This is a genomic window from Chamaesiphon minutus PCC 6605, assembly GCF_000317145.1.
Classification (GTDB): domain Bacteria; phylum Cyanobacteriota; class Cyanobacteriia; order Cyanobacteriales; family Chamaesiphonaceae; genus Chamaesiphon; species Chamaesiphon minutus.
The window spans coordinates 3,432,344-3,458,924 of the sequence record NC_019697.1; the positions used below are offsets into that span (position 1 = coordinate 3,432,344).

Below are 26,581 nucleotides of genomic sequence, written 5' to 3' on the forward strand. Positions count from 1 at the left end.
GGAGATCGTCGGTCGAAGCTCAAAGCTAGCGATCGAGAACTTTTGAAGCAAATAATAGCTAAAAAAAATGACATCTACTTGAGAGAAATGCAGGTAGTAATTGAATCAGATTTAGGGATAAAAGTCAGCACTTCTAGTTTATGCCGCACCTTAGAGCGCTGGAAGTTAAGAAGAAAAAAAACTCTAATCGACAGCGAACGCCAGACGCACAGAGTTAAAAATTTACGATATGAGTGGCGACAATGGTTAGATAAAGTTGATGTCAGAAACTTGGTATTTATCGATGAAACAGGTGTCAACCTCTCAATGAATAGGCGTTATGGTCGCGGTGAAGGGGGTGTAAGAGTCTATGATGATTGTCCTGGCAAACGTGGTAAAAATCTGACCTTAATTGGCGCAATGAGTGATGAAGGATTAATTGTCACTATGACATTAACGGGCGGGCTGGATACTGCGAGTTTTTTAGTTGATAAGTAGGTAGATGCAATTATTTATAAGATAGATTATGTCTGGAACCTAGTACAGAGCGGCGTAAATAGACCTATGATTGAAAGCAGCTCATCAAAATGAGAGGAACACAGAGGATGCCAAGATTATCCGCTGCCCTAATTACACTCAATGAAGTAGAACAAGCCGAACTACAACAACTACTCAAGCGCAAGAAAACGCCACAACAAATCGCACTCCGAGCCAAAATCATCGTCTTGGCAGCCCAAGGGAAAAGTCACGGTGAGATTGCTGAGACATTAGAAATTAGCAAGGATATGAGTAGATTATGGCGAAACAGATGGTTGGAGTTGAAGGATCGACAACTGCCAGCCATCGAGCGGCTGATGGATGCCGTGCGACCAGGTGCGCCAGCCACCTTCACCCTCGAACAAATCACACAACTATACGCCATCGCATGTGCCCCGCCCGAACAGTACGGCCGTCCCATCAGTCAGTGGACGAGCAGAGAATTAGCCGCCGAACTGATAAAACAGGGCATCGTCGCATCGATTAGCCAGCGACATGTGGGCAGACTCCTAGCTGAAGCCGAACTCAAACCCCACCAGAGTAGTTACTGGTTGCATCCCCCCCCGACCCAGAATTGGGGCACAAAGTTGAACACATCTGTCGTGTCTACGAACAAGCACCCCAACGTGCGCTGACAGGAGAAGTCACCCTCAGCCTGGACGAAATGACTGGGATTCAAGCACTGGAGAGAACTATGCCAAATATTCCGATGAAACCAGGACAGTGCGAACGTGTAGAGTTTGAATATACTCGACACGGAACTCAATCATTAATTGCCAGTTTCGATGTGGCAACTGGTCGAATTGCGTTGGCCAGTGTGGGCGCAACTCGAACCGAAGCTGATTTCGCCGAGCATGTCACCCGTTCCTTAGCACAATATCCCACTGCCGCAAAATACCATTTGGTCATGGATTGTCTCAATACCCATCAATCCGAGACGCTGGTTAGGCTGGTGGCCGGATTAGAGACAACTCCACAGGAGCTGGGTGTTAAAGGTCAGTCGGGGATTTTGAAGTCAATGGAGACGCGAGCGCAATTTTTAGCCGACCCAAACCATCGGCTAGTGATTCATTACACGCCCAAACATTGTTCTTGGATGAATCAGATTGAGATCTGGTTTGGGATTCTAGTACGGAAATTGTTACGACGCGGTAGCTTTACCAGTACAAATCACTTGAAAGCCCGGATCCATGAGTTTGTGGACTACTTTAACATTACGATGGCCAAACCCTTCAAATGGACTTACAAGGGTAAACCTCTAACCTCTTAGATACTTGGTTTATTTCCGCCGCTCTATACTAGCTGGTGGGCAGTGCCCACCCTACACGATATCTTATATTTAATTACGCCCAGCTACTTATCGAACGAGTTTTATTACCTCAATTGTGGGTTGGTGCGATTGTCGTCATGGACAATCTCCCCGGACATCACGCTAAGCTCGCTGAGGAGTTGATTAAATCTGTTGGCGCGAGCGTTAAATTTCTCCCGCCCTATTCGCCAGATTTATCTCCGATTGAGTTATGTTGGTCTAAATTGAAAGAAATTCTTCGTTCTATTGGTGCTCGGACTACCGCTCATCTCGAGCGAGCGATCTCGGTGGCAATCGATAGGATCACTGATGATAATGCTTTGAGTTGGTTCCATCATTGTGGTCTGTACCTGGAAAAAATTCGCTGATTTTGTGGCACGTTCGATCGCAATTTGCTGTATATCCCAGAAAAATATCATTCGTTCGCCTCAGCCAAAATTAAATCTATTTGTCGATCTACGCAGATTAATTCAGCTTCGGCAATACATTAAAAGGTGTCGGATACAAGATATTGACCGCTAGATAAAGTAAGACACCACGCGCTCTCGCGTGATGTCCGATTTTCTTCCCACATTATTAACATACCCAGCTTTTTGACAATTATTAATATCGATCGCGATAATCGTCCCGATATTTTGTAAGTTATGTAATTGAGGATAGTGGGGAGTGGGGAGCGATGCGCGTAACTCCTCCGGAGTGGCTGTGCCTGTCTTGTCGCGCTTTTTACGGCGGGAAACCCCGCCGTTGGCGTAGCCTCTGCGAAAGCAGAAACGTGCGCCGCTACGGCAAGCTACTCTTCGAGAACGCTTCGCGAACGCCAACGCCAACGGCGGGTTTCCGACGGTTGGCGGATGCGCTCCGGTCGGGAGGTTCTCTCCCGGATTGTGCAAGACAAGACAAGACAGGGAGAGTTGGCAAGAAATGGTAGCTTCATTTTTGCCGTCTCGTACTAGCAACTTGGCGATCCCCACACTACTATGCTGAATATTGATGCTAATGTAAATCTAGTACCTCCATTTTGAAAAGACTGCTTGCACAATTCCTCCGACGAGCGACGCATGAAAAAAATTGTTTTGACACTCACCCTAATTCTATTGTCGCCAATTTTCGCCATCCCAGCGATCGCCAACCCATTCAAATCGTCACAAACAACGATCGATCGAGGCGAATATCAATATGCGGATGGGTCGGGTAATTTATATCTTATCGATCGAGGGTCGATCGAGTATCGTCCGATTACTAGAGCGGAGAGTTCGAGCGGAAACTATGACGGCGGCGCACCTAAAACAGTAAAGATAACCGATCGACAATATCGACAGGTGGCAGCTATGATCGATCGAGCATTAGATCGCAAATCGATTCAGGTCGGGAATGGAAAAAACGGTCGAGCCAAAGGTACCGGAATAATTTATAAACGAGTTAAAGACCGACAAATTTTAACTCAAGTCATCGATCGAGATAGTCGATCGCGAACAGAAATTGAAGTTTTATTAAAACAGCTATTAATCCAGAAATAGGCCCCCAAATCTATAATTTCTTCCGGCGTTCGGCTAATTGTAAGAGAATTTGTTGGTGGCGTTCGCGGGTGATGGGATAGAAATAAGCCAGAACTAAACCACCAATCAATGATACTGTCGGAATCGGCCCGATTGCGAGGCGAATGGCCAGCAGTACGGCAAACGGCTGATCTGGGGAGGGAATAGCCGCCGTCGGATGACGATAGCCAGTCCATTCTAAACTTTGTAAAATGACAGCTAGCGCGACACCCAGACAGATTTTTTGTAAGAACACCATGAAGCTATAAAACAATCCCTCGCGGCGTTGTCCGGTTTCGAGTTCGTCTAATTCGATGACATCTGGCAACATCGACCACGGCACTAAATAAGCCGTAGAAACGCCCAATCCTGCCACGATCGCGAGTACGTATAACATCACAATTTGACCGGGTTGGATCAGAAATAAACCCGATTGAGCTATTATCCAAAACCCCGTTCCCATGAAATAAACTGCTTTTTTGCCAACTCTTTGGGAGATTTTATTCCAGACTGATAACATCGCTAATGCGGTACCTTGAACTGCGAGGATTATTAGCGGAGAATCAGCTTGTTGTAAGCCCATCCAACTGACGGCAAAGTAGGGAATAATTGCGGCGGTTAGTTGCAAACTAAACCAAGAGCAAAGGTAAATACCAACGACATACATAAACGGACGATTGGTAAATACCGATCGCAATTGCGCTGTCAGAGGTAGGGGATCGGGATGTTCGACTCTGGCGGCTTGGTGTCTGTTGACGAGCTGGGCGCGTGCTTGCGTACCCCATACGCAATAAAAAATTGGAATGACAGAAATAACCGCACAGATAATGCCAATTGTCACGGGATCTTTTACTTGTTGAAAAACGATTCTGGCAATCAGTAAAGCGAGGATACTTCCCCCCAACGAGAACGTAAATCGAAAGCTGCTTAAACTAGTTCGTTCGTTGTAATCTTCTGTCAACTCGGCTGTCAGCGCACTATAGGGGAGACTGTACATCGTGAAAAATGTCCCCAATAACATCGATACCAGGGTATAAAAGCCAAATAAACCCCACTGATTGGTGTTGGGAAACGGAATCGACCATTGAAGGATAAATAAGACTCCAAAGGGAATCGCCGCAACTAACATCCAGGGATAGCGTCTCCCCCATTGTGCTCTAATTTTGGCTCCAAATATATTGCCGCGATCGCTCATAATGCCTATTACCGGATCGATGCAGGCATCCCAAACTCTGACTACTAGTTGGGTAGCACCTGCTAATCCCGGCGACAAATGAGCGACATCGGTAAAAAATGGTGAGAGGTACGAGAGTAATAAAATCCCAATTACTGCGCCCCCAATATCGCCTGCACCATAGGCAAATTTGGTGCTAAAGGTCATTTTCTCGACCGGGGGTAATTTGGACGTTTCAGCAGGAGGATTCATAAATATGCGGCTAATTTGCCGCCGATGGTGAGTATTCAAGAATTGCTAATTGCGGCGCGCGATCGCGGAGGTTCCCGCTCTTATTTTGGTAAGATTTATTGTCTATATGTCTTACTTATCCTTTACTTTACCCTCTATGCTCTATTCTTTAGAATAGACCCCATTGGCAACAACGACTAAACCCCGAACATCCTCAATCGAGATCGTCAAGACATGCAAAAATTACTAGCAGCAGCAATCGTCACCATCGCCTCAGGACTACCGCTAGTTGCTTCAGCCGACACATACGATAATTTTATCAAAACTCAACTCGCTCAGTTCCGAAGTGTCGGCAGCGATCGATGTAAAATGCGATCGAGAACAGTTGTCGAAGGTGGTAATAAAATTGTCTACGAACTCTGTATTTTACAAGGAAAACCAATTTTTCTCAGAGCGAGTAATGATGGTACACCCTTGAGCGTGAGTGAATACCATCAGGGCAAACTAGTACAGCTCTCGATGTGGGAAGGTACGGGTGGAGTAGGATTTCGGAATGGACAGCCAGTAGTCGAGTGGAATTCTGGTGAATTTGGCAAGCGACAAGTAAACTGGAAGCTAACAGCCCAAGAAAAGTCCAATTATCTAGCTATTGCAGCTAAAGAAAGACGAATTTTACTGGATTTTGGCATTCGGTAGTCTGAGAGCGAAATTATTTATTCTACTTTTGATGTTCCAGATTCAAAATACTTAGTAACTCGATCGAATTCTAAATCACCAAAAGTATCGAACGTCCAATTTGCTCGTCGCTGCAACATATGAAAGGGATAGGTATGTGCGATCGCTGCTGCTTGAATGCCAGCGGCTTTTACTGCATCAATCCCCGCAAAAGTATCTTCGATCGCCAGACATTCGGATGGTAATAAATTCAGATCGGGATGAAGTTTATTTAATCGCTCGACTGCCAAAAGATAACCTTCCGGATCTGGTTTACTCTGGCTGACATCATCACCCGCGACAATCGTATCAAAAAACATGCCGATCCGAGCTTGTTGGACTACTAGCTCGACTTCCGATCGAATCGCCCCCGTGACGATCGCCAATTTATATTGGCTGTTATACATTTGCTCGATAAACGGGACGACATCTGGATAAATTGGTAACGTCTCAAGCTGCTCTAATTTCTGACGATAGGCAATCGCTTTTTTCGCTATTAATTTATCCAGGTATTCATCAGTCACAAATCGTCCCCGTAGTTTTAATAATTCTGTCAAACCCGCTCTGTCGCTACGACCTACGCATACTCTCCAAAATTCTTTACCCTGTGGCGGTAAATTTTCACCAATGAGCAACTCATCATTTAGCTCCCGATGAATCGCTTCATCTTTAATAATTACCCCGTTGAAATCAAATAAAACTGCTTTTAAAACCACACTTAGATAGTTGATAGTTGATAGTTGATAGTTGATAGTTGGGACGCTTGCGCCCCTAAAACCTAAAGTCTAAAGCCTAAAACCTAAAGCCTAAAGCCTAACCCCCGTACTAACTTGATTGAGCCAGAATACATCTTTCGTCCGTACATCGTCAAATCCGGCTTTGCCCAACCAAGCGTCGAGATTACCTGCGGCGTATGCTTGGATGTAGGGTTCTTCAAAGATATTATTCAACCAATCTAGGCTCCGGAGAGTGTGTTGATTGCCATCGAGGATCGCGATTTCGCCACCTGGAGCTAACAGACGATAACCTTCAGCGAGAATAGTTTGAGCCACTGCTGGCGGGGTTTCATGAAATAGTAACGCAGCAGTAACCAAGTCAAAACTACCCGTTTCAAACTGAGTCAATTCTGCCGTACCATGCACCCATTCGATCGCTACATCTGCTTGTTTAGCTCGATCCTCTGCGACCGCCAACATATATGGAGATAGGTCTAAACCCGTCACGACTGCACCTGGAAAGGCTTGCTTGAGGGGAATCGTCATCGAGCCAGTGCCACAGCCCAGATCGAGGATTTTGCGAGGCTGAGTGCGAATTCCGTCGATTAAACTCTGCCGTATCCACGGTTCGTAGGGCGGGAGTACGTACTGAGTAATCGGATCGTAGGTAATCGCCGCCGTCTGTGTCAGATACCCACCCTCGATCCCGTGATAATTTTGAGTGTGATAGTACTCAGGGTAAACAAATGTTGGTAATTGATAGCGATCGATTGTATTCTGCCATGCAATCCGATCGCGCAAAGCCAGCATCTGCTCTTTATCCAATAATCCTCGAATCACAGGTGAGAGAAATCGATCCCACAAAGTATCTTGCCCGCTCGCCATAATAATATTGAATAAAATTTTCAGTCGATCCGCTGTGTCGATCGATATTTCCTACAATATAGCTCGAAATCCCGATCGCCTAAAGCACCTATCGATTCTTACGGGCACAGCATGACTCGATGTTACAATTTGACCATACATAACGATCGAGATGTCTTATTTTTTAGTCTAAATAAGTATGAGCGTAGAAAAGTGTCGAGATAGACAAAGTTTAATCGATTCTCTTGACGGAGGAAATAAAGCTGAATATCTGTTATTTTGGGGGCATCAACCCAGTAAAGATGGTTCGGTAACAAAAAGTTGTTTCAGTCAGTGGTTTGGCTCTAAATTCACGATCGATGAGATAGTTTATCCGACTGCCGAACATTTTATGATGGCATCTAAAGCCAGATTATTTGACGATCTCGCCGCCGAGCAAAGTATTCTTAAGGCTAAACATCCCAAAGATACACAGCGGATTGGGAGAGGAGTTAAAGGATTTGATAATAAAGCTTGGGAAGAACATCGGTTCGATATTGTCGTGCGTGGAAATCTCGCTAAGTTCTCTCAGAATGAAGCATTTAAAGAATTTCTCTTAAATACGAAAACTCGCGTTATCGTCGAAGCTAGCCCCGACGATCGTATTTGGGGAATCGGCATCGCAGCCGATAATCCTGATGCTAAAAATCCACGCCGCTGGGCGGGATTGAATCTGTTAGGTTTTGCATTAATGGAAGTTCGATCGCGGTTACTCGATGGTGAGAGCGACTAGAACGATCGCTAAAAATGTATCTATAGATTTTATTCAAAAATGTCAGATTTCCCAGCCGCTCATAGTATGGATGCGACTTGGTTTGCGATCGATGCAGACGGTTGTGTAGGTGTATTTGAGTCTAATGAAGGTGGTGCCGTTCCCAAGGAGCTAGCAGATGTTCGATATCCGATTGAATCGGGTATAGGATTTGCAGATGTTTTACCCAACATCGATTTCCTGAATATCCAAATCTCGATCGAATAGAGTAAGAAGGCGTTGATTGATACAATTTGCAGGATATATTATCGCTTTAGCGTAACGCCCCATCTCATTATTTTTCTCCTCATGCTGTAGCAAATAAGTCTGCGTTTTATCCCAGAATTTATCGATTGAGTCAAATTTATGTAATTGCACGATTAGGTTAGAGTTTAAGAATAGAGAACTAAACCAAATTGTAAATTATCGAGCGATGTTGCATATTTTATTGGTTGGATTGGGTTGTTTTTTTAGTATTCTGTCTGTAGGAATGGGCTGCTTTGGTTTGTGGATGCCAGATACAACAGCAGAAAAAACTGCTGTGCTAGATGGTGGTTGGACGTTTTTAGTTTTGGCACTTATTTGTTTTGGCTTATATTTATATCTCTAAAATTCCCAGTCAATATGAGAGAAAAGATCGCAGGTAAAAACATCTAAATATAATATTAGGTTGGGCATTGCCCAGCATCTAGGTTTCAGAATATTTCTATTGAATAAACATGTGAGAATTACTTGAGATTGTGATGGTGGGCACTGCCCACCCTACATTTTATAAAATTCAGAGTAGGGGTAATTCATAAATTGCCCCTACTCTGAATTTCATCTATGTCCAACTCTCAAAGAAATTTAAGCATCTTTATTCAGTTTCAATACCGCCATAAATGCCTCTTGCGGGACATCTACCGTACCTACAGACTTCATCCGCTTTTTACCTTTGGCTTGCTTTTGGAGCAGTTTCTTCTTCCGCGAAATGTCACCGCCATAACATTTTGCGAGTACGTCTTTTCGCAGTGCGGGGATATTTTCACTAGCGATGATTTTACTACCGATCGCGGCTTGAATCGGGACTTTAAACTGGTGACGGGGAATTAACTCTTTTAACTTTTCAGTCATCGCTCGACCGACATTATATGCCTTATCGCGGTGGACGATCATCGCTAGGGCATCGACGGGATCGCCATTGATCATCAGATCTAATTTGACCAAATGATTTTCGCGATAACCGATCGGTTGATACTCCATACTCGCATATCCGCGCGTATTGGACTTCATGCGATCGAAGAAATCTGTCACGACTTCAGCTAAAGGCATCTCATAAATTACCGTGGTTCTCCCTTTGGTGAGATATTTCATATCCTTGAATTCACCGCGCCTGTTTTGGCACAGTTCCATCAATGTCCCGACGTATTCTTCGGGTGTAATCATCTCCAACTTGACGTAGGGTTCCTCTATTTTTTGGCGATGATTGGGATCGGGGAGCGTACTCGGATTATCGATATAAGTTTGCGTACCGTGATTGTCTGTCACCCGATAAACTACCGAAGGTGCGGTAGTAATTAGGTCGAGATCGTATTCTCGTTCCAGGCGTTCTTGGACGATTTCCATGTGCAGAAGTCCCAAAAATCCGCAGCGGAAACCAAAACCCATCGCGCTTGATGTTTCTGGCTCGTATTGGAGAGCGGCATCATTTAGCCGTAATTTATCGAGAGCTTCGCGCAACTCTGGATATTGATCTGCATCTGTCGGAAACAACCCACAAAATACCATCGGCTTGGCTTCGGCATAACCATCGAGTGGGTTGGGTGCTGGCTTGCTCACTAGCGTAATCGTATCTCCCACCCGCGCATCGCCGACAGCTTTGATCGATGCCGCAAAGTAGCCTACTTCCCCAGCGTGCAGTTCGTCCACTTCAATTTGAGTGGGGGAAAGAATACCGAGTTCGTCGATGACATATTCCTTACCGCTAGCCATTAGTCGGACTTTATCACCGCGTTTGACGCTGCCATCCATGACGCGGAAATAGACGATTACGCCGCGATAGCTGTCGTAATAACTATCGAAAATCAACGCGCGTAATGGTTCGTCGATCGTATCGCGCGGTGGCGGTACCAGTGTCACTACCGATTCTAAAATCTCTTGAATCCCTATCCCCTGCTTGGCTGATGTTAAAATCGCCCCGCTACAATCCAACCCGATAATTTCTTCAACTTCCGCTCTAACACGTTCGGGTTCGGCTCCTGGTAAATCGATTTTATTCAGGACGGGAATGATTTCTAAATTACTTTCTAATGCTAAATAGACGTTAGCTAATGTTTGTGCTTCTACACCCTGCGAAGCATCGACGACGAGTAACGCCCCTTCGCACGCTAATAGGCTTCTAGACACCTCATAAGAGAAGTCTACATGTCCGGGTGTATCGATCAGATTCAGGACGTAATCTTGCCCGTCTAGAGCGCGATAATTCATCCGCGCGGCTTGGAGTTTGATCGTAATGCCCCGCTCCCGCTCTAAGTCCATATTGTCGAGAAACTGTTCCTTCATCTCCCGATTGCTAACGGTACCAGTATCCTGCAACAATCGATCGGCCAGAGTAGATTTACCATGGTCGATGTGAGCGATAATCGAAAAGTTGCGAATTCGCGAAACAGGCACATTGGTCATAATCAAGTCTGAGGAGTTGGGGGATGTAGAGAGATAAGTTAGTTGAAGGTAAGTTCGATCGGAAGTACCTTATGATTCATCAGTTTAGCGCAACCCTCTGGCCAACAGTTAAGACGCGATCGCCCGATCTTAGCAAGGTAATTATTTGCTACCGCTCGCTCGCTAGTAATATATGCAATTTCGATCGACATAATCCCGATCTTTTATTCATTGCTGGCTGGTAGACTATCTGGGTCGATGCCTTGCGATCGAAGATATGCCATCAACCGTTCTTTTTGTTGACGCTCCTGCTCTGCTCGCTGACGCTCTTGTTCTGCGCGGTGACGCTCTTGTTCGATTTGTTCGACAGCCCACGGGAGCATAGTACCCGACTCATCCCACCATCGCAGCCAATAACCGGATCTCCCCTCTTTCTCGCCCCGCCACGTACCCAGAAATAAGTTCATCTCTGCAATCCAGTGGCGTCCGTCAGGATCGGGGAGGATTAGCTCGTAGCGTTCGTTTTGGAGTTGATAAAATTCTAATAGTCCACTCTCTGGCTCGAAAATAACGTAGATGGGGACTTTGAGAATTTGCTCGTAAAAGAACCATTTGCCAGGGGGAAAACTGCGCTTGACAGAATATTCGCTGCCATCGATCTGAGACAAAAACTCCATGACGATCGCGACTGGCTCGCCCTCCGCATGTGGGGTATAGCTTCTCCGCATCAATTCGCTTGGGTTGGTAGAGGGCACATACAGCCAATCGGGTGCTTTAACCACAATTCGATCGTCGATCGTCGCACATAGCCCAAAGTTAGATACGATGAACATTTGCGGTTGAATAAAGCCGCTCAGTTCCAAGCTTTCGCGCAATGCCCCTGCTAAGAGGGATTGTCCATCATTCTCCACCGGGTCGTCCTCTAATTGAAAATCCTTGGGTAAAGGCTCCCAAGTAACTAGGGGTTCGTGGTTGATTCTGGCTGTATCGAGTCGAGCAATCATCACTTTTGCCTGGTTAGTCTAAGCCTTATTTTATCCTTTTTATCGATCGAATCGATAATGGGTAGTGGGTAGATCGACTACAGCATAATGTTGCCTTCTGCCTTCTGCCTTTTCTTAACCACAAAATTGTAATATTCGCGATCGAGATGGAAATATGTCTGAGTTAGTTTGGGTAATCTAAATGCTAGTAGAGAGATAGCTTCCGATCTCGTCCCTAGCCAAATTACCTTCACCCCGAATTATGACTTTCCAACACAGTCCCAATACCCTTCCCCAGTGCCAGAACCTCCAAGTTCAGGTAGATTCAGTACTCGATTTGCTCAAGCAGGAGCCAACGTTACAAGCACGCGTAGACACCAGTGCAGTGCGTGCTTCGCTCAAAAAAGCGATCGCACCTACCTTTGAAATCGTCTTTGCGGGAGCATTCAGCGCGGGTAAATCGATGCTGATTAATGCCATCTTGGAGCGAGAATTGCTCTATAGTGCCGAGGGTCATGCTACGGGGACAGAATGCCAAATTGCTTATGCAGAACCGGATCGGGAGCGGGTAGTACTAACCTTTTTATCCGAAGCTGAGGTTTTAAGTCAGGTGCAATTATTAGGCAAAAAGCTAGGATTGAATCTCCACGATCCGCAACAGGCTACCTTGCTATTACAAGAACAAAGTTTGATGGATACGCTGCGCGATTCTTGCATCGCAATCATTCAGCAAGAAGGGGGTGAAAGTAAGTCAGAGCGAGCCAAACAAGCTTCTGCATTTAAGCTATTGATTCAAGGTTTTATCGATAACAAAAAATATATCGACAAAACTACCAATCGCACGCTATCGATGGAGCAATTTGATTTTAAAAACCTCCAGGAAGCCGCCAGTTATGCGCGGCGGGGTAGCAATAGCGCGGTATTGCGGCGAGTAGAATATTACTGTCACCATCCCCTGCTCCAAGATGGTAACGTCCTCGTCGATACTCCTGGAATCGATGCGCCAGTCAAGCGGGATGCCGAACTCACCTACACCAAGATCGAAAATCCCGACACATCTGCTGTCGTTTGTGTTCTCAAACCCGCTGCGGCTGGAGATATGAGCACCGAAGAAACCGAAATGCTCGAACGCATTCGCCAAAATCCTGGCGTTCGCGATCGAGTTTTTTACATCTTCAATCGCATCGATGAAACCTGGTACAATTCCCAATTGCGCCAGCGGCTAGACAATCTCATCGGCGAACAATTTCGCGACTCGCAGCGCGTCTATAAAACTAGCGGTTTGTTAGGTTTTTGGGGTAGCCAACTCCGCCAGACAAATGCAAACGACAGATTTGGACTGAATTCTTTTTTTGCCGCCAGCGTTACCCCAGACGGCGAACAGACACCCCAATTTGTCAACGAATTCAATCGCTATTGTTCGATCTCTGGCAAATTACCTATAGATAAGTTTCGGATCGATGTCCGCAGTTACGAATCGGCTACCGAAAACTATCTGCGAATTCTCGGCGAGCAAGGACGGGGATTGGTAGAACAACTCATCAAAGATAGCGGCATCGAAGAATTTCGTACCGCCATTACCCGCTATTTAATGGAAGAAAAACGTCCATTATTATTGGTAAATCTTGCCGACGATCTGCAACCCCTCTGTATCAGTCTCCGCCGCAATTATTTAGAAAACTGGCACTATCTCAAAGCTCAACCGCAAGATGCCAATGCGATTAAAGAGCAAGAAATTCAACTCCTCAGCAAGCAGCTCAAAGATGTCGGCGACGAGTTTACCGAACACATACATGCGATCGTCAATGAAGTAGTTGCCAGTAATACTAACGTTGCTTTTGAGGCAGATTTTACCAAACTCAAAGCCAAAATGGTCAGTCGTCTGGACGAATTACTCACAACTTTCTCAGTCAGTCACGTTCACCAACAAGCCCAAGCCAGCCATCGCCGCAATTCGGTGGTACCATTAATTGGCATTTTGAGTGAAGCCTTTTACTATCTATCAAACGGTTTAGAAGATGTTTTAGTCGTCGCCGTGCAAGAATTAGTCGCTAACTTCTTCCAACAACTAATTACCCAAATTCAAAAACAAGAATATTATCGCGATCTTTATCGCTTGTTAGGTAACGATTGCGATATCGAACAAAACCTCAAACAATTAGAAACGATCGTCTCTAGTTCCTTAATTAATGCCGCACGGGTAGAATGCGATCGATACGTCCGCGAACGTCCCGAATTTTTCACCGAAGGTACATCATCTCTATTCCAATTACGTCAAACGCTTCAACAAGCCTGCCGAGGCTACGATCATTACAATATGATTGAAGCCGAGCCAGCGATTCGTCAATTATTAAAGATTGACTTTGAAGAAAAAGTTCGCGAAACCGTCATGCGATCGTTCCGGCAAGTCATCAATCAATCGCTCAACAATCAATTATTACCGATCGCCAATTACCAATCCGAACAAATTCTCTCTCAATACGATCGCGCTCGTGCATATTTAGCCAAAGCATTGGAAAAAGAAGCCGAAGAAAAGATCCGTCAAAATCAACGTCAACTAGCCGAAGTCGAGCAACGTATCGGGGTGTTCAATGCAGCAGTTGAAGGCATCAATAGCTGTCTCGAAGCTATGCAACTAGACAGACATCGGTTGCCAACATTGAGCCAATCGGATTTATTATTGCCTGTTAATGATGTTGCTGAATCTACGGCAGAGTTAGTTATGGCGGGCGATAGTAATTAATTGATGATTGATTCGATCGATTCTTGCTTGTGAGGATCGATCGAGTCTTCTCATTTCAATCTTCAATTGTTTTAGATTTATGTGAATTACGAGCGGTCTATGGGTATTCTATACATAGACTATATCATTTTTGACTATGAGTATTCTTACCACTGGTGTCGCTCACATTATCGATGCTGTTAAAGATCTATTGGATTTAATTGATTCTCAACATCCTCTAAATATTTCCACCGACCGAGATGAAAAAGATAATTCATTTATAAAAATAACCTTTCAGCTTAAAAATGGTAAATCAGAACTGAGAATCTATAATAATGGAGGTTCTTTTTATTATTTCAACCTTGACGGAAAAAATTTAGAACGTATTGATTTCAATGACGGTAACCTCACAGACACAGGGGGAGCTTTCCACAAAGCATTAAAGGCTTTAATTATGTTCGATCGCCAGTACAGTCCTCAACAAGTAAAAAATGTAGATAGCTTAATCGATCGAGCCTCATTTGGACTATCTGAAGTAAACTAGATGGTAATACTTTAATTCACGATCGATCATTGCTTGTGAGGAGCGATCGTACTTTTCTGCTTGTTAATTACTTGTGGGTGAGGGCGGGTTTGATTTGAGATTTTTGGTGTACGCAAAATCGATCGCATAAACCCGCCCCTACAGATCTAAAAATATATTTTATATGTTTATATTTATCATATTTCGGGAATAATATAAGTGTAATAAATTTCATATTTTCAATCATGAGCTTTAATTTATCTGAAGTTATTCATATTATTAGCACCATTGATGACCTACTATCGATGGGCGAACATCCATATACCATCACGACCTCTGCTGGCTATGATGTTGAAGATGATGAGGAAATAGAATTTATCAATTTTATATTCCCACTTAAAAATGGCATTGTTTCTATGAAAATGTATGATTCTGTTGGGTTGATGACCTATAAAAATCACTCAGGAGAAATTCTGAAAAATATAGAATTTGATGATATGAGTGTTGCGGAGCTAAATGGCTCTTTTAAAAAGGTATTTAAACAAGTACGAGAATTCGATCGCCAACAAGCTAGCACAGCAAAGAGTAACAATACATCGATCGATCGAGCATCATTCGGATTAGCAGAAGTAAATTAATCGGGTCTGTAGGGGCGGGTTTATGCCAACAATAACGATCGTAATGAAAATCTACGATCGAACCCGCCCTCCCCAGCAATCGAATAACAAATGCTATGCAATCACCACCAATACACATAACCATTATTGAATTATGACCGATCGATCCAAACAAATCATCCCCGATTCACAGGCTGTTATTCGTTGTCTCGATCCAGAGATGCTAGAAATATTAAGTTCACACGGCACTTTTATAATTAGTGAGATTATTGAAAAAAGGTTCTCCAGTACCTAATGTGCTAATTAAATGAGAATCGAGGCAGTACAAGAGAAAGAAAATAAAATAAATATGTCAAAACTGCTGACGAGGAGAGGAAAAGCAAGATAATGAAGAGAGGAAGAAATAGTAAGAAGAGCGGCGGGCAGGGCAAGTGGCAACAAAAAAGGAACTCAAGCTACTAACGGAGCTATTAGGAATAGAAGGAATGCGAATAGAGTCGCAGCGACAATATGAAGGAATAGGCATCATCTTACAGGTAGAAGCAATAAAGAAAGAAAGCAAATGCCATAGATGCGGAACGAAGAGTAGTAGCTTACATCAGAATAATAGATACATAGTAAAAGATTTGCCGTGGGGAGAGCAGCAAGTTCACCTAGAAATAAACAGAAGACAATTTAAATGTAAAAAATAGTCAAAAACCATTTAGCGAACAACTAGAATTTGTTAAAGGCAGAAGAACATATACTTCAAGACTAGCTAAAAAAATACCTAGCAGAAGCACTAGAAGGAGATATTCAGAGCGTAGCTAGAACAGGAGTAATGACGACAGCAGAAATAGAGAGAATAATTGAAGACGCAGCAGCAGAGCTAAACGGAGAAAGCCAACGGATTTAAGAAACTGGGAATAGATGAAATAGCAATGGTAAAAGGACAAGGAAAATATTGTGCAGTATTAGTAGATATAGAGCGAGGAAAATTATTAGCAATAATCGAAAGCAGAAAGAGTGAAGAAATAGAGAAAATCCTGAAAGGATGGGGGACAGAGGTACTGGAAAGGATCGAAGAAGTCAGCATAGACTTATGGAAAGGGTATAAAAGCTTAGCGATAGAAGTGATGCCTAATGCTCAAGTAGTAGCAGACAGATTTCATGTAACAGCGCAAATAAATAGTGAGTTAGATAAGCTGAGAAAACAAGAAAAAAGAGCGATAGAGGCTAAACTTAAATCCGCAAAGACATTAGAGCAAAAGAATGAATACACTCGGCAATTGGCAGTAATAAAATCGAGTAAATATGCGCTGCTAAAAAATGAAAAAGAGTTAAGAGAGGAGAAAGAACAAGAGAAGCTCAAGCAGGTTAGAGAAGAATTTGCCAACATTAGGGCAGCACATCTACTCAAAGAAAAATGGAGAGAGATAATGGAAAAAACAACATCGTGGATGAGAGGACTATTGAAAATTAGACATTGGCTGGTAAGAGCCAAGCAGCATTTGCCAAATAGTTGTGGCACAATCTCGCGATGGTTAACAGAGATAGTTGCTTACTTTGATGAGCGAACTACTAGTGGTGTAGTTGAGGGAATTAATAATAAGATTAAGCTCATCAAGCGTACTGCTTATGGCTTCACTAATTTCAACAACTTCCGAAACAGATGCTTGCTAACTTGGAGATTCAATTATTGATTTAGCACATTAGGTACTGGAGAACCTGAAAAAATAAAGCAACCGACCGATCTAACTTTTTCTAGAGCAAAAGTAGATAATATATTCGATCAATCTAGAACTCGTGGTAGTTACACTAAAGATGCCTATTATAGCGACTTAAAAAATGCAATTTTAACAAATGACAATAATGTAGTTACACTAATAAATATGTTGGTAGATGGTAGTATGTGTAATCTATTACAGCCAGATGGAAAAGGATGGCAAAAAGGCAAACTAAAACTATGTTTTGAATTTATACCGGAAGAACCCGAACCTGTAGCTGCACAGCAAACCTCAGTAGAAGCTCATCCTTCTCCACTAGATGAGATTCGTCAATTGGCAAACTAATTGACATCGATGACATCAACCGATCAAAATTAGTGAGAGAATCTTTGAAAAGTACAAGATAGCATTCGTAAACCTTCTAAAATTACCCCTAACCCCCTAAAAGTAGGATGTTTTCATAAAAGTAAAAATGCAAATACCTATTTGCTTAGTCCTCAACCGCCCTGAAATGAATTTCGGGCTAATAGCGAAAGTTCACTGAAGTGAACTAAGAATTTTTTCTATTGTACGAAATTCCCCTGCTTTCCCGCCTTTTTAAGAGTGATTTAGTAGGATAAATTAATTGTTTAAAAAGAAAAGTCTTTCAGTCCATTTCAATGGACTTTTGCCATTAGCCCGAAATTCATTTCAGGGCGGTAGAATACTAAGCACTAGGGCTTTAAACTTGCTCTGGTATAAACCCACTCAGATAGATCGATCGATTAGAGCTTTATGATTTTCGCTTGGGTATTATAACAATAAAGTCTTTATATTTTAAACCATGGCATTCAACTGGGGTGAATTGACGAATATTCTGAGTACGATTGAGGACTTGATGTTTATGGGCGATCCTCAGCCTTCTATTAGTATTTCAACTGGATCTGAGGATGACAAATACGAGAAACTCTACATGAAAATTGCCTTTCCTCTGAAAAATGGTATTTCAGAAATAATTTTATATTACGAACAAGGCTTTCTATTTTACAAAGACTTCAATGGGGAAAGCTTACAGTGTATCAATTTTGATGACAAGAATCTATCATTTACCAGTGGGTCTTTTAAAAAGGCTCTCAAGCAAGTATTAGCTTTCGATAAAAAATTCATTCCACCAGCTAAGAATAGTGAAATAGCTAGCGAAGTAGAAACATCCCAGAATATATTACCAACTAGCAGTTCGCCTCTAGATGAAATTCGACAACTAGCCAATAGCTCGCCAAGCGAGAACAATTAATAGCTCTATGTCAGAAAAAGCCAAGCGGATTAGTTTTCCCAAAGAAGTACGGGAATATGTATTCGATCGAGATAACCATCAATGCAAAAGTTGCGGACAAACTACCAACCTATCGATCGACCATATCATTCCGCTAGCTTCGGGCGGTAGTAACGATCTTAGCAATTTGCAAACATTATGCGGTTCGTGTAATAGCCAGAAAAAACACTACTTCGATCCCAGATTCGATCGACGGTTTAGTTAATATATATGTTTTGACAAGCATCAAGAAAGGGTAATCGATCGATTACCCCAATCACGATCGAAAAGTTAGAGCTATTTTGACACAGAGATCGGGCTACCGTCCACAGCTTCTAATACAAATCCCAGATCCGCGATCGTATCCCAATCTTGAGTTGCTGATTGTCCTGGTGTAGTTAGATAATCGCCGACAAAGATTGAGTTTGCCACATACAATCCTAACGGTTGTAGCGATCGTAAATGCACTTCTCGTCCGCCAGCAATCCGAATTTCTTGGGAAGGTAATAAGAACCGAAATAAACACAAAATCCGCAAACACTGTTGCGGTGTTAATTGCTTAATATCGGCAAACTTAGTACCGGGAATTGGAATCAGAAAATTGATCGGAACGCTAGTGACGCCTAATTCGCGCAGCGAGAGGGCTAAATCGATGACATCATCATTCGACTCACCCATCCCCAAAATCCCGCCAGAACAGGTGGTAATCCCCGCTGCATGGACATTTTTAACCGTTTCGACTCGATCTGTATAGGTGTGAGTAGTCGCAATGCGATCGTGATTGGATTCGGAGGTATTCAGGTTGTGATTGACGCGATCTACTCCAGCTTCAGCCAGACGGTGTGTCTGTTCTTCGCTCAATAAGCCCAGACAAGCACAAACTTTGAGGTCGTAATTGGCCTTAACTTCTCGTACTGCCTCTAATACTTTACCAAAAGTAGCTTCATTCGGCGATCGACCGGAAATTACCATGCAAAAAGTCCCCGCCTGAAGTTCGGCGGCGCGTTTTGCCGCTGCGAGGATCTTTTCTTGCGCCATCAACGGATATTTCTCGATCTCCGCTGTCGAGATCTTTGATTGCGAGCAATAATGACAATCTTCGGGACACAAACCGCTTTGAGCGTTGAGGAGATAATGCAGCCTGACGCGATTGCTCCAATAGTGGCGGCGCACCCGATATGCGGCAGCAATTTGATCTAACAACACCTCATCCTTCGCCTGAAGTACCGCCAAGGCTTCATCCCTAGTCAATGTCTCTCCAGCTAACGATCGATCTGCCAGGGTATTCCAAGTGGGTGTTGTCAGTAGCATGTAACTAAGGGTCTATAGTGTTGCGCGATCGCTTATTATCGCATCAGGCCGACCGGATTCACTAGTTAATTTTGTGAAAATTTGGAAGTTGGGAGTTGAAGGGGTGGGAGCAGAGAGCGGGGAGCGATTTGCGCTCGTCTGGTTTCCAGACGGGTTAGCAAATCAAGACAGCGGGGCGCAATTAACTAGAGAACGTAGTTCCTAATCCCTAAAACCTAAAGCCTAAAACCTAAAGCCTAAAACCTAAAGCCTAAAACCTAAAGCCTAAAGCCTAAAACCTAAAGCCTAAGCTACTAGCATCGTCACCCGATCGCGTCCTTGAGATTTAGCCTGATATAATGCACGATCGGCGGCATGAATTAGAGCTTGAAAATCATTTTCGGCGGTAGGAATAATTGTAGACACGCCGACACTAATGGTGACGTGAGGACAGACAGATGAAGCTTCATGAACGATCTGAAGATTTTTAATTGCCGTGCGGACATTTTCGGCTACCGAAACAGCACCCAAAGCATCGGTATTTGGTAAGACGATCGCAAATTCTTCACCCCCATATCGGGCAACCAAATCGCCACTGCGGCGCACGGTATTTCGCATCGCCATGGCAACTTCAATCAAACAGCGATCGCCATTGGGATGTAAATATCGATCGTTATAGTTTTTAAAAAAATCGACATCGCACATGATCAAAGATAACGGAGCTTTAATCCGACGCATCCGATCCCATTCTTTTTGAATATAGTCATCAAATCCGCGCCGATTGGATAGTTTAGTTAAACTATCCAAATTCACTAGTGATTTTAAATTTTGGTTGGCTTCTTGAAGTTCGTTTAATTGATTTTTTATTAAATGAGATTGACGGATTAAATTTCGCACGCGCTGACGCAGAATAGATAAATTAATTGGTTTGGTAATATAATCAGTTGCGCCACTAGCAAAAGCTCGATCGACTGACTCGTTATCATCTAATGAGGTAATCATTAAAATTGGTATCAAACGTTCGCCTAAATTCTTGAGTTTCTCACAAAATTCAAACCCATCTAAAATTGGCATCACCGCATCTACCAAAATCAGATCGGGGCGATGCTCTTGGTATGCGGCAATTCCATCATCACCATTTGTTGCAAGTATTACTTCAAAACCATCTTGTGCTAATGACTCACTTACCCTCGCCCGCACGACAAGATCGTCATCAACTAATAAAATTCGTTGAAAGTTTGGTTCAGGCGTATTCATAGTAACTCGCGTAAATAATCATCCACTTACTTATCCAGATATCGTGACTGTTCGTTAATTTGTGATGATTTGAACGATGTAACTCCATTGATTTATGTTGACAAGAGCTGACGTCTCTCACTAGTTACAACAGCTTCTCGATCGCAACAAGCTGAGTTCTGGCGATGGTTACCATAGTGTACCCACTGAGTAGCCAAAGAGTAGCATGTAAGTAGTTATTTCTTTTGAATTGCGATTTTACTTACTGGTTGTAGCTTGCCAAGAGTATCACTCGTCAGGGTTTCACCAATGAAGTTTATCATTATCCGTTAACTAAGTATGTGAGTAACATAAATTACACATGCTGTTATGACAATCTTCGATCGCCCGCATCTTTGATGACGCCCGACTCAAGCTAATGGTACAATTGTCCTGTGAATGACAACTGGAAACTTGACTCAATTTAGCTCTATATTAGTCGGACAAACTCAAGCCGTCGAAATTTTGACTCGATCGCTAGTCAAACAACGGCTCGCACCTGCATACCTATTTTATGGTGCCGATGGGATCGGCAAAACTCTTGCCGCTCGCTGTTTTATTGAATCGATCTTTTGTCATGAAGTTCCAGAAAACCAACAAGCGTTAATCAAACAAAAACTCCACCAGGGCAATCATCCCGATGTCTTGTGGGTAGCACCGACATACAACCACCAAGGAAAACTCTACTCCGCCGCAGAAGCCACCGCAGCAGGCATCAAACGCAAGACACCGCCCCAAATTAGGATCGAACAAATTCGCGACATCAGTCGCTTTTTGGCGCGTCCACCACTACTAGGCGAGCGATCTGTGATTGCGATCGAGCAAGCCGAAACAATGCCAGAAGCCGCCGCAAATGCCCTATTAAAGACCCTAGAAGAGCCGGGAAAAGCCACCATCATTGCGATCGCCTCTAGCGTAGAATCTTTGCTACCGACGATTGTCTCTCGCTGTCAGCAGGTACCATTCCATCGACTCGATCGCACTTTGACGAGCCAAGTGTTGACTAAATTAGGTAAAACAGAAATCTTGGCACGATCGGAAATATTGGGATTGGCTCAAGGTAGTCCCGGCGCGGCGATTGCCATCTGGGAGCAGTTGCAAGCCCTACCAGCGGATCTGCTCGATCGATCGACTAATTTACCGTTAAGCCGTCGTCAAGGGCTAGAATTAGCGGCTGGGATCGATCGAGATTTGGATTCGGTGGAGCAATTATGGTTGGTAGACTATCTTCAATATATCTACTGGCAAAAATATCGAGCCGCGAACCTAGTCGAGACGCTCGAACAAACGCGGTCGCAACTCCTGGCTTACGTTCAACCGCGTTTGGTGTGGGAATGTACCTTTTTGAAGATTGCTACTTAGGGATTATCGACTTATTTTAGTCTTTCCAACCTGCGCATGACAGATTCATAGGCAGCCTGATTATTTTGGGCTTGAAACAATCTTGCTGCTGTTTTTAAATCTTCGGTAGCAGCAGAATTGGCTTGGAGTTGGGCTTGGAGCAATCCCCGATTGCTGTATGCCAGAGCGTTATTTGGTTGCAAGCGAATTGCCGTATTGTAGTCAGCCAGAGCCTTTTGATACTCTTGTAGTTGAGCCAAAGAGACCCCACGATTGAAGTATAAGTCGGCATTTTTGGGATCGCTGGCGATGCCCTGAGTGTAATCTGCGATGGCTTTGCGATACTCACCAGCCACATAATAGACGATCCCACGATTGAGGTATGCTGTGCCGTAATTGGGTTTGAGTTGAATGGCTTGAGTATAGTCCGCGATCGCAGCTTGGCGATTGCCGATCGAAGAGTAAAGAATCCCACGATTGTTATATGCTTCGACTAATTTAGGATTGAGCTTGAGTGCGGTAGTATAATCGGCGATCGCTTGAGTTTTGTCACCATTCTCAGCTTTGATGATAGCGCGATTGAAAAAGGCAAAGGCATCAGTCGGATTGATGCTCGCTACCCGATCGTAGTCGCTAATTGCTCCAGTGCGATTTCCGAGTGAATTTTGGGCATTAGCACGGTTGAAATAAGCATTGGAGCTATTGGGATTTAAGGCGATCGCTCGATTGAAATCAGCGAGTGCAGCTTGGGAATCGCCCATTAATTCTCTAGTTTTACCGCGACCATTGTAAGCTTTAGCATAGTTCGGTCTCAAGGCAATTACCCGATCGAAATCAGCGAGCGCACCCGTGAAGTCGCCCAGATCGAGTTTGGCGATGCCGCGATTGTAGAAAGCATCTACATTCTTGGGATCGAGTTGGATTGCTTGAGCGTAACTGGCGATCGCGCCTTGTTTATCCCCATTTTGCGACAAGATGATACCTTTACCGATCGCTAGTTGCGGATCGGTGGGTTTAATCGCGCTTGCGGCTTGGAAGTCGGCTAAGGCACCCGCCCGATCGCCAATATTCAAACGAGCAAAACCTCTGTTGGCATAAGCTTCAAAAAATTTTGGATTGAGAACCAGCGCGCTAGTATAGTCGGCAATTGCACCCGTACTGTCGCCGTTTAAACCTTTAACGATGCCCCGGTTGTTGTAAGCATCGACAAAATTAGATTGCAAGGCAATCGCCCGATTGAAGTCAGCAATTGCGCCGACTCGATCGCGAGATCGAAAACGACGCATCGCTCGATTGTAAAAATCTCTAGCCGTTTTTAAATTTTTGGGAGCTGGTGTTTTTCTAGTAACTTGGCGAGCTAACACGATCTCAGATGGAGCTTCGGTAGCAGCTACGCGTACTGATGGTAACAGCGAGATCGTCAAAAGCAAAATGCTCGACAGCGAGATGTGGAGTCGAGACATCCACTTGTCAGAAAATTGTCGGCGATTGGATGTGTTCATCATTGAATATAGGAGGCGATCGATTTAGGCGATCGCGCTGAGTCAGGACAAATGTGTATTATCTAAAATCTTGAATAGTTTCTAGCTAGCTAAATCCTATCTTCATGGTGCTCAACTTATTTCTGGACGGAATAATGAAATAATTATCGGCGTGTGTAACTATATTTTAACAAATCTTCCAATCTCTTGAAGTTAATGTAGGCTGATTTCTCAACAATTAACAACGTACAAATATCGTAAAAATGACTGTCTGTAAAGCTTAGACGATCGGATCTTCCTGGATGTCGCTCTGTTAAATCTCATCAAATTTTGAGTATAAAATCATACTATTTATAGATACTTCATACCTAAAAACGCACCTTGCTGTTGCTCGAAAAGTCAGCGAAATCTCCAGCATCAAGTCATTCAAACTAGAAGTCAGATCTCTACTTACTAGTTGCCATCGAGCAACTTTAAATTCAAACTTATTCACAGATCTCATCGTCAGGGCGAGTTGGTGCTAACAGCGACTGCATTCTCCTAACAATCGGGGTTTTTACTCAAGTATCGTTCGACTAAAATAATTGCCACTAGATCGTCGATCGGGCGGGGTGGTTGGCGCATCCCTTGGGGAATTAAACTGGTAAGCAAGTTAGGCGGATACATTTGCCAATATCGATCGCGCGCTTGTAGACTGCTATACCGCTCGTCAACTAGAGTAATTGGTAAGTTGGGGAAAACTGCGGTCAATTGTCGTTGCCATTGTTTTGCGGTAGTTTGGTCGCCCATGACAATCCGACTGACGTTATACTGCTGACATAGATTGCTAATCTGCGAAATGACCTCGGCTGTCAACAGTACTTGATGGTAAAGCAAAGCTCGATCTCCATTCATCACGGCAACTCCACACTTATCCTTACCCGGATCGAATCCTAATATTGTTTCATTTTCTCGATGGCAATCTGTCATGGTGGTTTTAGGATTTAGGTCTTAGGCTTAGGCTTGAAAAGTGATAACTAAGTAGCTAGTAGTCTACGGCGTAAATCTAGTTACTATTTTGGCGGGAAGTCTTGTCTCTTTTCCACAATCTAATTACATCTGCATAATCAAGTTCTCTGAATTTCTGATTTCCCCAGTCACCCAGTTCCCCCATCCCCATGCTCGATCGCATTCACTCCATTGCTACCAACCTCGCACCGAGATTGATTGAAATTCGCCGTCATATCCACGCTCATCCCGAATTGAGCGGACAGGAATATCAAACGGCGGCTTACATCGCGGGGGTATTATCGGCTGCTGGATTGCAGACACAAGAATCTGTGGGCAAAACGGGCGTTGTCGGCGAACTCGTAGGCGCAGGTACAGACGATCGCTTGTTGGCGATTCGGACTGATATGGACGCACTCCCGATCGTCGAGCGGACGGGATTGCCATTTAGCTCTAAAAATCAGGGGATCATGCACGCTTGCGGTCATGATGTGCATACTACCGTCGGTTTGGGTACCGCGATGATTCTGGCAGAATTGGGCATGGAATTACCCGGTACGACGCGATTTATCTTTCAACCCGCTGAAGAAATCGCGCAGGGTGCTGCCTGGATGGTCGCTGACGGGGTGATGAAAGAGGTGGATAGTATTTTTTCCCTGCACGTATTTCCATCGATTCCAGCAGGCTCGATCGGGATTAGGTATGGAGCCTTAACCGCCGCCGCTGATGACCTGGAGATTACTATTATCGGCGAATCTGGGCATGGTGCCAGACCCCATGAAGCCGTGGATGCAATTTGGATCGCGTCGCAGGTAATTACCGGACTGCAACAGGCAATTAGCCGCACCCAGAATCCATTACGCCCGATCGTGTTGACGATCGGGACGATAAAAGGCGGACGCGCTCCCAATATTATCGCCGATCGTGTGGAGTTATCCGGTACCGTGCGATCGCTCCATCCCGATACTCATGCAACGTTACCCGATTGGATCGAGCAAATCGTTACCGATATTTGCCGCACCTATGGCGCGAAATGCCAAGTTAATTATCGGCGCGGCGTACCTTCAGTGCAGAATGATATTGCCTTAACTCAAATCCTCGAATCATCCGCTAGAGCCGCTTGGGGCAGCGATCGAGTCCAAATCTTACCCGAACCCTCCCTCGGCGCTGAGGACTTCTCCATGTACCTGCAACATGCCCCAGGAACGATGTTTCGCTTGGGTGTCGGTATGCCCGATGCGAAGAATTACCCCCTCCATCATCCGCAATTTATGGTGGATGAGTCGGCAATTATTACTGGAGTAGTGACGATGGCATATACGGCATATCAATATTGGCAAAGTAATTGATAATTGATAACTGGCGTTTTAGGATGGGGGTTTAAAATCCTCTATTTGTTTTAATAGCAATACCTTGATAAAAATAGCCGCCAATTTTAGGTGTATCGGCGGCATAGAACTCATGTACTTTTAAATCCTCAAATTGTTGTGAAATTAGTACCTTAATATCGCGATCGAGATGACAGCCTTCACCAATGATTTTCTGAATTGGGGTGAGGCGATGTTGCCAAGTCTGAATATTCGGTTCGTTACTCAACCCATGTTCGATAAATCGACTCGATCGGCTGGATAATATGCTAAATTTAAGCCCGTCCCAAATCCAATTTCTAAAACATTGCCGCTAGCATCTGCCAAAACTTGTCGGCGATAATTAGCAAAACTTTCGCCAGACATTACTCGATCGATTAAAGTCGGAAAAATGAGCTGGGAATAGATATTCATCAAGATTTTAACTCAGTGACGCGCATCAAGACAGTACATAACCATTCGTAAAAGCGTAGATATCAGGGTACCCACAAGGGGCACCCCTACACAAT

The 26,581-nt window shown here is 44.0% G+C and carries 28 protein-coding genes and 2 pseudogenes; 19 read left to right on the top strand and 11 right to left on the bottom strand.

Going from position 1 to position 26,581, the window contains the following annotated elements; all coding sequences use genetic code 11:
* Nucleotides 1-42 precede the first annotated feature (42 nt).
* The 4 genes from CHA6605_RS35110 (at nucleotide 43) to CHA6605_RS37315 (ending at nucleotide 2,193) form a co-directional block, all read left to right on the top strand.
* Nucleotides 43-477, top strand: coding sequence for a transposase (locus tag CHA6605_RS35110; RefSeq protein WP_198288353.1), 435 nt, complete (start codon nucleotides 43-45; stop codon nucleotides 475-477).
* A 107-nt stretch (nucleotides 478-584) separates the two neighbouring features.
* Entirely contained in the window at nucleotides 585-1,151 is a 567-nt protein-coding gene (locus CHA6605_RS15730; RefSeq protein ID WP_041547411.1) for a helix-turn-helix domain-containing protein, read from the top strand.
* Complete coding sequence (locus tag CHA6605_RS37310) at nucleotides 1,091-1,786, top strand: transposase (protein WP_198288354.1); 696 nt, start codon at nucleotides 1,091-1,093, stop codon at nucleotides 1,784-1,786. Before CHA6605_RS15730 ends, CHA6605_RS37310 begins: the two co-directional genes overlap by 61 nt.
* A 35-nt stretch (nucleotides 1,787-1,821) precedes the next feature.
* Entirely contained in the window at nucleotides 1,822-2,193 is a 372-nt protein-coding gene (locus tag CHA6605_RS37315; protein ID WP_157260006.1) for a transposase, read from the top strand.
* A 150-nt stretch (nucleotides 2,194-2,343) separates the two neighbouring features.
* Here CHA6605_RS37315 and CHA6605_RS34215 read toward each other — a convergent pair whose 3' ends face one another.
* Complete coding sequence (locus tag CHA6605_RS34215) at nucleotides 2,344-2,781, bottom strand: hypothetical protein (protein ID WP_157260007.1); 438 nt, start codon at nucleotides 2,779-2,781, stop codon at nucleotides 2,344-2,346.
* Nucleotides 2,782-2,883: 102 nt separating this feature from the next.
* On the opposite strand from CHA6605_RS34215, the gene CHA6605_RS15745 reads away from it, so the two are divergent.
* Nucleotides 2,884-3,342, top strand: coding sequence for a hypothetical protein (locus CHA6605_RS15745; RefSeq protein WP_015160412.1), 459 nt, complete (start codon nucleotides 2,884-2,886; stop codon nucleotides 3,340-3,342).
* A 10-nt stretch (nucleotides 3,343-3,352) separates the two neighbouring features.
* Here CHA6605_RS15745 and CHA6605_RS15750 read toward each other — a convergent pair whose 3' ends face one another.
* Complete coding sequence (locus CHA6605_RS15750) at nucleotides 3,353-4,786, bottom strand: MFS transporter (RefSeq protein WP_015160413.1); 1,434 nt, start codon at nucleotides 4,784-4,786, stop codon at nucleotides 3,353-3,355.
* Nucleotides 4,787-4,999: 213 nt separating this feature from the next.
* Here CHA6605_RS15750 and CHA6605_RS15755 point away from each other — a divergent pair, with 213 nt between their 5' ends.
* The gene (locus tag CHA6605_RS15755; RefSeq protein ID WP_015160415.1) at nucleotides 5,000-5,461 is read left to right on the top strand and encodes a hypothetical protein; all 462 of its coding nucleotides are present in this window, start codon (nucleotides 5,000-5,002) and stop codon (nucleotides 5,459-5,461) included.
* Between the two features lie 17 nt (nucleotides 5,462-5,478).
* Here the strand turns inward: CHA6605_RS15755 and CHA6605_RS15760 are convergent, their stop codons facing one another.
* Together CHA6605_RS15760 and CHA6605_RS15765 are read right to left on the bottom strand one after the other, a co-directional pair.
* A complete protein-coding gene (locus CHA6605_RS15760) occupies nucleotides 5,479-6,195 on the bottom strand; it encodes an HAD family hydrolase (protein ID WP_015160416.1) in 717 nt (238 codons plus the stop codon).
* A 90-nt stretch (nucleotides 6,196-6,285) separates the two neighbouring features.
* Complete coding sequence (locus CHA6605_RS15765) at nucleotides 6,286-7,080, bottom strand: class I SAM-dependent methyltransferase (RefSeq protein ID WP_015160417.1); 795 nt, start codon at nucleotides 7,078-7,080, stop codon at nucleotides 6,286-6,288.
* A 178-nt stretch (nucleotides 7,081-7,258) separates the two neighbouring features.
* Here CHA6605_RS15765 and CHA6605_RS15770 point away from each other — a divergent pair, with 178 nt between their 5' ends.
* The 3 genes from CHA6605_RS15770 to CHA6605_RS34220 all read left to right on the top strand — a co-directional run bounded on the left by CHA6605_RS15770 (nucleotide 7,259) and on the right by CHA6605_RS34220 (nucleotide 8,459).
* Entirely contained in the window at nucleotides 7,259-7,831 is a 573-nt protein-coding gene (locus tag CHA6605_RS15770; RefSeq protein ID WP_015160418.1) for an NADAR family protein, read from the top strand.
* A gap of 39 nt (nucleotides 7,832-7,870) precedes the next feature.
* Nucleotides 7,871-8,077, top strand: a complete 207-nt coding sequence (locus CHA6605_RS15775) for a hypothetical protein (RefSeq protein ID WP_015160419.1) — start codon at nucleotides 7,871-7,873, stop codon at nucleotides 8,075-8,077.
* 205 nt (nucleotides 8,078-8,282) lie between these two features.
* The gene (locus tag CHA6605_RS34220) at nucleotides 8,283-8,459 is read left to right on the top strand and encodes a hypothetical protein (RefSeq protein WP_015160420.1); all 177 of its coding nucleotides are present in this window, start codon (nucleotides 8,283-8,285) and stop codon (nucleotides 8,457-8,459) included.
* A gap of 236 nt (nucleotides 8,460-8,695) precedes the next feature.
* Here the strand turns inward: CHA6605_RS34220 and lepA are convergent, their stop codons facing one another.
* Entirely contained in the window at nucleotides 8,696-10,510 is a 1,815-nt protein-coding gene (lepA, locus tag CHA6605_RS15780; protein ID WP_015160421.1) for a translation elongation factor 4, read from the bottom strand.
* Nucleotides 10,511-10,713: 203 nt separating this feature from the next.
* The gene (locus tag CHA6605_RS15785) at nucleotides 10,714-11,493 is read right to left on the bottom strand and encodes a Uma2 family endonuclease (RefSeq protein WP_015160422.1); all 780 of its coding nucleotides are present in this window, start codon (nucleotides 11,491-11,493) and stop codon (nucleotides 10,714-10,716) included.
* Between the two features lie 241 nt (nucleotides 11,494-11,734).
* Here CHA6605_RS15785 and CHA6605_RS15790 point away from each other — a divergent pair, with 241 nt between their 5' ends.
* From CHA6605_RS15790 to CHA6605_RS15820, 7 genes and pseudogenes are all read left to right on the top strand, one after another.
* Nucleotides 11,735-14,215, top strand: coding sequence for a dynamin family protein (locus CHA6605_RS15790; RefSeq protein WP_015160423.1), 2,481 nt, complete (start codon nucleotides 11,735-11,737; stop codon nucleotides 14,213-14,215).
* 136 nt (nucleotides 14,216-14,351) lie between these two features.
* Nucleotides 14,352-14,738: a hypothetical protein gene (locus tag CHA6605_RS15795; RefSeq protein WP_015160424.1), complete on the top strand. Its 387-nt coding sequence runs from the start codon at nucleotides 14,352-14,354 to the stop codon at nucleotides 14,736-14,738.
* Nucleotides 14,739-14,962: 224 nt separating this feature from the next.
* The gene (locus CHA6605_RS15800) at nucleotides 14,963-15,355 is read left to right on the top strand and encodes a hypothetical protein (RefSeq protein ID WP_015160425.1); all 393 of its coding nucleotides are present in this window, start codon (nucleotides 14,963-14,965) and stop codon (nucleotides 15,353-15,355) included.
* Nucleotides 15,356-15,819: 464 nt separating this feature from the next.
* A pseudogene (locus CHA6605_RS15805) lies at nucleotides 15,820-17,016 on the top strand (ISL3 family transposase).
* Nucleotides 17,017-17,049: 33 nt separating this feature from the next.
* Entirely contained in the window at nucleotides 17,050-17,385 is a 336-nt protein-coding gene (locus CHA6605_RS33010; protein WP_086936232.1) for a KGK domain-containing protein, read from the top strand.
* Nucleotides 17,386-17,863: 478 nt separating this feature from the next.
* Nucleotides 17,864-18,313: a hypothetical protein gene (locus CHA6605_RS15815; RefSeq protein ID WP_015160427.1), complete on the top strand. Its 450-nt coding sequence runs from the start codon at nucleotides 17,864-17,866 to the stop codon at nucleotides 18,311-18,313.
* A gap of 7 nt (nucleotides 18,314-18,320) precedes the next feature.
* Nucleotides 18,321-18,557, top strand: a complete 237-nt coding sequence (locus CHA6605_RS15820) for an HNH endonuclease (RefSeq protein WP_015160428.1) — start codon at nucleotides 18,321-18,323, stop codon at nucleotides 18,555-18,557.
* A 71-nt stretch (nucleotides 18,558-18,628) separates the two neighbouring features.
* Here CHA6605_RS15820 and bioB read toward each other — a convergent pair whose 3' ends face one another.
* Nucleotides 18,629-19,642, bottom strand: coding sequence for a biotin synthase BioB (bioB, locus tag CHA6605_RS15825; protein WP_015160429.1), 1,014 nt, complete (start codon nucleotides 19,640-19,642; stop codon nucleotides 18,629-18,631).
* Nucleotides 19,643-19,715: 73 nt separating this feature from the next.
* Between bioB and CHA6605_RS36240 the strand changes: the two genes are divergently transcribed.
* On the top strand, nucleotides 19,716-19,847 hold the full coding sequence (locus CHA6605_RS36240) for a hypothetical protein (RefSeq protein ID WP_269744491.1): 132 nt from the start codon (nucleotides 19,716-19,718) through the stop codon (nucleotides 19,845-19,847).
* Nucleotides 19,848-19,927: 80 nt separating this feature from the next.
* Here CHA6605_RS36240 and CHA6605_RS15830 read toward each other — a convergent pair whose 3' ends face one another.
* Nucleotides 19,928-20,878 (bottom strand): GGDEF domain-containing response regulator, encoded by a 951-nt coding sequence (locus CHA6605_RS15830; RefSeq protein WP_015160430.1) that lies wholly within the window; start codon nucleotides 20,876-20,878, stop codon nucleotides 19,928-19,930.
* Nucleotides 20,879-21,295: 417 nt separating this feature from the next.
* Between CHA6605_RS15830 and holB the strand changes: the two genes are divergently transcribed.
* Complete coding sequence (gene holB, locus CHA6605_RS15835) at nucleotides 21,296-22,258, top strand: DNA polymerase III subunit delta' (protein ID WP_015160431.1); 963 nt, start codon at nucleotides 21,296-21,298, stop codon at nucleotides 22,256-22,258.
* Nucleotides 22,259-22,269: 11 nt separating this feature from the next.
* Here the strand turns inward: holB and CHA6605_RS15840 are convergent, their stop codons facing one another.
* Nucleotides 22,270-23,742: a tetratricopeptide repeat protein gene (locus CHA6605_RS15840; protein WP_015160432.1), complete on the bottom strand. Its 1,473-nt coding sequence runs from the start codon at nucleotides 23,740-23,742 to the stop codon at nucleotides 22,270-22,272.
* Nucleotides 23,743-24,258: 516 nt separating this feature from the next.
* Nucleotides 24,259-24,687 (bottom strand): pre-16S rRNA-processing nuclease YqgF, encoded by a 429-nt coding sequence (locus tag CHA6605_RS15845; protein ID WP_015160433.1) that lies wholly within the window; start codon nucleotides 24,685-24,687, stop codon nucleotides 24,259-24,261.
* A gap of 188 nt (nucleotides 24,688-24,875) precedes the next feature.
* Between CHA6605_RS15845 and CHA6605_RS15850 the strand changes: the two genes are divergently transcribed.
* Complete coding sequence (locus tag CHA6605_RS15850; protein WP_015160434.1) at nucleotides 24,876-26,054, top strand: M20 family metallopeptidase; 1,179 nt, start codon at nucleotides 24,876-24,878, stop codon at nucleotides 26,052-26,054.
* A gap of 31 nt (nucleotides 26,055-26,085) precedes the next feature.
* Here the strand turns inward: CHA6605_RS15850 and CHA6605_RS37320 are convergent.
* Nucleotides 26,086-26,486: pseudogene (locus CHA6605_RS37320) on the bottom strand (hypothetical protein).
* Nucleotides 26,487-26,581: the final 95 nt, after the last annotated feature.